This is a genomic window from Ruegeria sp. CDSC079, from assembly GCF_059610505.1.
Window position 1 is genome coordinate 182,536 of the sequence record NZ_JBXWNT010000009.1, and the last position, 6,678, is coordinate 189,213.

Here is a 6,678-nt window from a genome sequence, read left to right on the forward strand (position 1 = left end):
GCGCGAAAAACACAGGTCGCGCCCATTGCCTCTTAGGAAAAAAACTTTCCTATGATTATTGATGTCCCACTGATTTGTTGGTACCGTCGAATCATAATGAAACACATAAGGAGATCTGCCAGCCATGTGCGGAATTGTTGGATTATTCCTCAAAGACCAGTCTCTTGCGCCCCAACTGGGCAATATGCTGACAGACATGCTGATCACGATGACAGATCGTGGCCCCGATAGTGCCGGTATTGCAATCTACGGCTCTGAGTCCGATGGCAAAACCAAGATTACAGTTCAGTCCCCCAACCCCGAAACGGACTTTGTCGACTTGGCTGATGAGCTAGGCAAAAGTCTTGGCGTGACGGTTGGTCAGGCAGACAATGATACACATGCCGTCTTGGAAATTCCCGCCCGTCAGTTCGAAGCCGCGCGCGCCGCGCTGGCTGAAATCCGGCCGACGGTTCGTATCATGAGTCGTGGCGAAAGCCTCGAAATCTACAAGGAAGTTGGCCTGCCCAAGGATGTTGCAGACCGCTTCAGCCTCAGCGGCATGAGCGGCACTCATGGCATTGGACACACACGCATGGCGACGGAATCCGCCGTGACAACAATGGGCGCACATCCGTTCAACACGGGGTCCGATCAATGTCTGGTTCACAACGGGTCGCTGTCCAACCACAACTCGTTGCGCCGCAAGTTGCGCCGCGAAGGCGTTACCATCCAGACAGAGAACGACACCGAAGTTGGTGCCGCATACCTGACCTGGAAAATGATGAATGGCGCCACTTTAGGTGAAGCTCTGGAATCCAGCATTGATGATCTGGACGGGTTTTTCACCTTTGTAGTAGGGACCAAAGACGGGTTTGGCGTCGTACGTGACCCAATCGCTTGCAAGCCTGCAGTGATGGCAGAAACGGATCAATATGTTGCCTTTGGCAGCGAATACCGCGCCTTGGTGAACCTGCCAGGAATCGAAGACGCCCGAGTTTGGGAACCTGAACCGGCCACCGTATATTTCTGGTCGCACAACGACAGTCCAACAACCCACGAAAAGGCCGCCTGAAATGCAGACCTATGATTTAGAGGCAGACGGACTGCGTGGATTGAACTCGTCCCTGCAGGCGCAAAACGCCGAGACCAACCAAACCAGCTGGGAAATTGTAAATCCAAAAGGCAGCCATGCGATTGCTGTCGGACTGGACGCGCCGATCGAAGTGACGGTCAAGGGGTCTACCGGGTACTATTGTGCCGGCATGAACCAACAGGCGACCATCAAGGTTCACGGCTCAGTTGGTCCGGGTGTGGCTGAGAATATGATGTCCGGCCAGGTCATCGTCGATGGCGACGCCAGCCAGTATGCCGGGGCCACAGGCCATGGTGGGTTGCTGGTCATCAAGGGCAACGCAAGCTCGCGCTGCGGTATTTCGATGAAAGGTATCGACATCGTGGTGCATGGCAATATCGGCCACATGTCCGCCTTCATGGCACAGGCAGGAAATCTGGTCGTCTGCGGAGATGCGGGCGATGCGCTGGGGGATTCACTCTACGAGGCACGGCTGTTCGTGCGTGGTTCGGTCAAAAGCCTCGGTGCTGATTGCATCGAGAAAGAAATGCGCCCTGAGCATCTGGATATTCTGAGGGATCTGCTGGACCGCGCTGGCAGCGACGCCAAGCCGGAAGAGTTCAAACGCTATGGTTCGGCTCGTCAGCTTTACAATTTCGACATCGACAATTCCGCAGCTTACTGAGGAAGAAGGGTATGAAAGATATGGACGATCAGATCCCCCGCACCCTGCCGATTCAGTCGGCGACATTTACCAATCCGATCAATGCTGAGATCCGTCGCGCCGCTGCGACAGGTATCTATGACATTCGTGGCGGTGGCGCCAAACGGAAAGTTCCTCATTTCGACGATCTACTCTTTCTGGGTGCGTCGGTGTCGCGCTATCCGTTGGAAGGCTATCGGGAACGTTGCGATACCTCAGTTACGCTGGGCACACGCTTTGCCAAGAAACCGATCGAACTGGACATTCCGATCACCATTGCGGGTATGAGCTTTGGGGCTCTGTCCGGGCCAGCGAAAGAAGCTTTGGGCCGCGGCGCATCAGCTGCGGGCACGTCAACAACCACTGGTGATGGCGGCATGACGCCCGAGGAACGTGGCCACTCAACCAAGCTGGTGTATCAATACCTGCCCTCACGCTATGGCATGAATCCCAACGATCTGCGCAAGGCTGATGCGATTGAGATTGTGGTTGGCCAAGGCGCCAAACCCGGCGGGGGCGGTATGTTGTTGGGTCAAAAGATCAGTGACCGTGTGGCCGAGATGCGGACCCTGCCCAAAGGCATTGACCAACGGTCCGCTTGCCGCCATCCAGACTGGACAGGGCCGGACGACCTTGAGATCAAGATCCTCGAACTTCGGGAAATCACTGATTGGCAAGTACCTATCTATGTGAAAGTTGGCGCCACGCGCCCCTACTACGACACTGCATTGGCAGTGAAAGCCGGGGCGGACGTTGTCGTCATGGATGGCATGCAGGGCGGCACCGCTGCGACGCAAGACGTATTCATTGAACATGTCGGGTTGCCAACACTGTCATGCATCCGCCCTGCCGTTCAGGCATTGCAGGATCTGGGCGTACATCGTGAGGTTCAGTTGGTCATCTCGGGCGGCATTCGCACCGGGGCCGATGTGGCCAAGGCATTGGCGCTGGGTGCAGATGCAGTTGCCATTGGCACGGCTGCTCTGGTGGCCCTTGGGGACAACGATCCCAAATGGGAATCCGAATACCAGAAGCTGGGCACAACCACTGGCGCTTATGACGATTGGCACGAAGGTCAGGACCCGGCAGGGATAACCACGCAAGACCCCGATCTGGCTGCGCGTCTTGACCCGGTTGCTGCGGGTCGCAGGCTGCGCAACTATTTGAAGGTGATGGCGCTTGAGGCCCAAACCATCGCGCGCGCATGTGGCCACAATCACCTGCACAATCTCGAACCTGAAGACCTGTGTGCCCTGACAATGGAGGCGGCCGCCATGGCGCGAGTCCCCTTGGCGGGCACCAGTTGGTACCCGGGCAAGGAAGGGTTCTGAACCGATGCTGCGCGGCTCCCTGATGGGGGCCGCGTTTTTGCTTTGAAAAACTAGAATTCAACAGGGAAAGGAAAGCAATCGTGACGACAGATCTCGCAGCTTTCGCAAAAGAAAAAGGCGTCAAATACTTCATGATCTCGTTCACCGACCTGTTCGGTGGACAACGGGCCAAGCTTGTGCCGGCGCAGGCGATTGCCGACATGCAGCAAGATGGTGCGGGCTTTGCCGGGTTCGCCACCTGGCTGGATATGACACCGGCTCATCCTGACATGCTGGCAGTTCCAGACCCATCATCGGTCATTCAGCTGCCCTGGAAGCCCGAAGTGGCTTGGGTTGCTGGCAACTGCGTTATGGAAGGCAGCGATGTCGCGCAAGCCCCTCGTAACGTATTGCGCCGCCTGATCGACGAAGCTGCAAGCGAAGGCATGCATGTCAAAACCGGTATCGAAGCCGAGTTCTTCCTGATGACGCCGGACGGAGAACAGATTAGCGATCCTTTCGATACAGCTGAAAAGCCTTGCTATGACCAACAGGCCGTGATGCGCCGGTATGATGTCGTGCGCGAAATCTGTGACTACATGCTGGAACTGGGCTGGGGACCTTATCAGAACGACCACGAGGACGCCAACGGCCAGTTCGAGATGAATTGGGAATTTGACGACGTTCTGCGCACTGCTGACAAACACTCTTTCTTCAAGTTCATGACCAAATCGGTTGCTGAAAAACATGGGCTGCGTGCGACATTCATGCCGAAACCGGTGGAAGGCCTGACCGGTAATGGCTGTCATGCGCATATCTCGGTCTGGGATGCGCCAGGCGATGCGGCCAAGACCAACGTGTTTGCAGGCGAGGGCGACGGCCCGACCGGTGAGGTTGGTCTGGGAGAGCGTGGCAAGCACTTCCTCGGTGGCATCATGAAGCACGCTTCAGCACTGGCCGCGATTACTAACCCCACGGTGAACAGCTACAAACGCATCAACGCGCCGCGGACGATGTCGGGTGCAACATGGGCGCCCAACACCGTGACATGGACGGGCAACAACCGGACTCACATGGTGCGTGTGCCCGGCCCCGGGCGGTTTGAATTGCGTCTGCCGGACGGAGCAACCAACCCATACCTGCTTCAGGCCGTGATCATTGCGGCTGGACTGTCAGGTATCCGATCCAAAGCAGACCCTGGCAAGCGCTGGGATATCGATATGTATGCCGAAGGCCATAAAGTGCGCGGAGCACCAAAGCTGCCGTTGAACATGCTTGATGCACTGCGCGAATACGACAAAGACAAAGACCTGAAGGGCATGATGGGCGCCGAATTCTCGTCTGCTTTCCTGAAGATGAAGCATCAGGAGTGGAATTCCTTCGTGTCGCATTTCTCGCGCTGGGAAAAGGAAAACACGCTGGATATCTGATCTGGTAAAACTGGAAGACATCGAGGTTGCGGCCTGTGCCGCGGCCTTGTTGTTCATTCACCAACAACGATCACGCCGGGATGTTTTTTCAGTCAACACGCGCCGGGCGAAGATCGAGGCGCGTCTTTTGCACACATATCGTCAAACGGGGATTCCGTTGAAATTGTGCGCTTTAAGACGGGAACCCAATCCCCGCATTGCACAGCTGCTTTGTGCGGCCCCTTGGTTGTCTGGGAAATCGGAATCATCCCTGGCTTGCGGCCGAAAAGCAGTCAATCAGGGCATGGGCTAAGGGTGCTGTGCAAGAGATGACACCTAATCGACGATATCGCGATCGAGCAAATCTTTATGACGTTCAACACTTTAGACCAGCTTCATCTAATCTGAACGGTCGGTTGTTTGACGACTGATTTCGAGACCCTGCAAATAGCCTATTCTGGGACTTCTTGTTCTTTTTCCCTATCCACCTCGATGCGCCAGTCGGGAACGTCGTTAACAAGCATCAATGCCGCACGTCGCAGGGAGGTTCGCATTTTATCCACCGTCGGGCCGCGCAGTTCACAATCTTCCAAAGCGGCGTCAAAGGTTTCCAGCCAAAGCTCTGCATCGGCCTCGCGAATAGGCACATGGGCATGTATTTCCCGTAAATCCATGTGGCCAAATCGTTCCCGGTAATATGCTCTCCCGCCCAAAAAACCGCTGAGGAACTCGAACTGCGTTTGTCTTGTATGGTTCAATCCGTGACCCCGAAAATGCAGCCGGTGCAAGGAATACACAGCCGGATCGGCCTCCATTCGATCATAAAATTGTTCGACAAGCGCGCGCAGGCTCTCTTCGCCTCCAAGTTGATCCAAAGCCGAGGACATAGTGGATTCTCCGGGTCTCCATTGCCTAATTTATTGCATAACAGGAATATTAGTTTATCAACAGTGACATCTTGGCGCTGTTGATATCTGGGACCGAACACATGCCAATATGGTCGACACTACAACAATCTTCCCTTACATGAGCGCCCTTGCACTCGGGTTGCTAGCTGCGTTGTGCTGGGGCATTCATGATCTCTCGGTCCGCTATATCAGCCAGTCCGTTAGCGTGGTCGCCTCGCTTATGTTTGTTTTGCTCTTTGGTGCCATCCTGCAGATCGGGATGGTTGCAGCCTGGGGCGACATCAACTCCATATCGGGCAACGCGATGGCTTATGCGATTGCAGCAGGTTTTTTTTACCTCTTGGCCGGGCTCAGCATGTACGAGGCTTTTCATCGAGGGCCCGTGCGATTGGTTGCGCCGCTAGTTGCCAGCTATCCAGTCTTGTCCGTCACCGTCGCAATTTGGCGCGGCTCGACTGTCAGTGCATGGCACTGGTTGGCCGTAATTGCGATCGGCCTCGGAGTATCCATCGTCGCAGCCCGCTCAGACAAAACCGAGACAACCTACCCTGCCCGTGGCCTAACCATTGTCTTGTCTTTGCTCGCCGCAACCGGGTTCGCCGCAGCATTTGCCCTGGGGCAATACGCGGCAGAGATCAGCAACGAATACACCGTGTCTCTAATCGGTCGACTCACGGCAATTCTGGTTCTGGCAGCGATAGCTTTTGCGTCTCGCAAGTCGATTTGGCCCGGCACAAAAGCACTGCCCCTTTTGTGCTTAATGGGTTTACTGGATGCGGTCGCAATTCTCAGTGTGGTCGCGGCCGGTAGGTTGCCCAATGCCCAATATGCATCCGTCGCGGCTTCGGTTTTTGGATTACTGACCGTTGTCCTTGCCTGGGCAATTTTGAAAGAGCGTATGTCACCAAGCCAGTGGCTTGGTTGTGTCGTCGCGTTTGCCGGAATCGGCTATCTCGCGCTCTGAGAACGGCCTTGCGAATTGACGTGCCTGATGGGCTGCAGCCGGGCTGTTCCGCAGGCACTCAATCTCGCCTGAGCGTGGCGGTCCGGATTCACACAACGCTCGTAGTACGGGGATCGGAGGGAATTGGTAGGCGACACGCCAATGGATACGATCACCATGCACAAGTTACGACCTAAAAGGTCGCCAATACCTACCAAAATCAGAACGGAAAAAAGAACAGCCGCAGTTTGAACAGCGGCAGCCTCGTTTTAAGCCGTCAGGCCTTCTGGTTCTGGGAGTTTGTTTGCGCGGCATGCGGCGGTCAGGGTGTTGGCCAGCAGGCATGCGATT

General features: G+C 55.7%; 6 protein-coding genes. 5 read left to right on the forward strand and 1 reads right to left on the reverse strand.

What is annotated here, in order from left to right:
* The first annotated feature begins 124 nt into the window (after positions 1-124).
* The 4 genes from AC2FIC_RS17165 (at position 125) to glnT (ending at position 4,497) form a co-directional block, all read left to right on the forward strand.
* A complete protein-coding gene (locus AC2FIC_RS17165; protein ID WP_142638478.1) occupies positions 125-1,054 on the forward strand; it encodes a class II glutamine amidotransferase in 930 nt (309 codons plus the stop codon).
* Between the two features lies 1 nt (position 1,055).
* The gene (locus AC2FIC_RS17170; protein WP_496678512.1) at positions 1,056-1,739 is read left to right on the forward strand and encodes a protein GlxC; all 684 of its coding nucleotides are present in this window, start codon (positions 1,056-1,058) and stop codon (positions 1,737-1,739) included.
* Positions 1,740-1,759: 20 nt separating this feature from the next.
* The gene (locus AC2FIC_RS17175) at positions 1,760-3,088 is read left to right on the forward strand and encodes an FMN-binding glutamate synthase family protein (RefSeq protein ID WP_142638687.1); all 1,329 of its coding nucleotides are present in this window, start codon (positions 1,760-1,762) and stop codon (positions 3,086-3,088) included.
* Positions 3,089-3,168: 80 nt separating this feature from the next.
* Entirely contained in the window at positions 3,169-4,497 is a 1,329-nt protein-coding gene (glnT, locus tag AC2FIC_RS17180) for a type III glutamate--ammonia ligase (RefSeq protein WP_142638474.1), read from the forward strand.
* Positions 4,498-4,928: 431 nt separating this feature from the next.
* Here glnT and AC2FIC_RS17185 read toward each other — a convergent pair whose 3' ends face one another.
* Complete coding sequence (locus tag AC2FIC_RS17185; protein ID WP_496692835.1) at positions 4,929-5,363, reverse strand: group II truncated hemoglobin; 435 nt, start codon at positions 5,361-5,363, stop codon at positions 4,929-4,931.
* A 139-nt stretch (positions 5,364-5,502) separates the two neighbouring features.
* On the opposite strand from AC2FIC_RS17185, the gene AC2FIC_RS17190 reads away from it, so the two are divergent.
* Positions 5,503-6,348 carry an EamA family transporter gene (locus AC2FIC_RS17190; RefSeq protein WP_496692836.1) on the forward strand — a complete coding sequence of 282 codons (846 nt, stop codon included), beginning with the start codon at positions 5,503-5,505 and terminating at the stop codon, positions 6,346-6,348.
* The last annotated feature ends 330 nt before the right edge of the window (positions 6,349-6,678 follow it).

Bases quoted from the DNA above. Each gene is read 5' to 3' on its own strand.
- AC2FIC_RS17185 (WP_496692835.1), bottom strand. From the start codon at position 5,363: ATGTCCTCGGCTTTGGATCAACTTGGAGGCGAAGAGAGCCTGCGCGCG.
- AC2FIC_RS17175 (WP_142638687.1), top strand. From the start codon at position 1,760: ATGGACGATCAGATCCCCCGCACCCTGCCGATTCAGTCGGCGACATTT.
- AC2FIC_RS17190 (WP_496692836.1), top strand. From the start codon at position 5,503: ATGAGCGCCCTTGCACTCGGGTTGCTAGCTGCGTTGTGCTGGGGCATT.
- AC2FIC_RS17165 (WP_142638478.1), top strand. From the start codon at position 125: ATGTGCGGAATTGTTGGATTATTCCTCAAAGACCAGTCTCTTGCGCCC.
- AC2FIC_RS17170 (WP_496678512.1), top strand. From the start codon at position 1,056: ATGCAGACCTATGATTTAGAGGCAGACGGACTGCGTGGATTGAACTCG.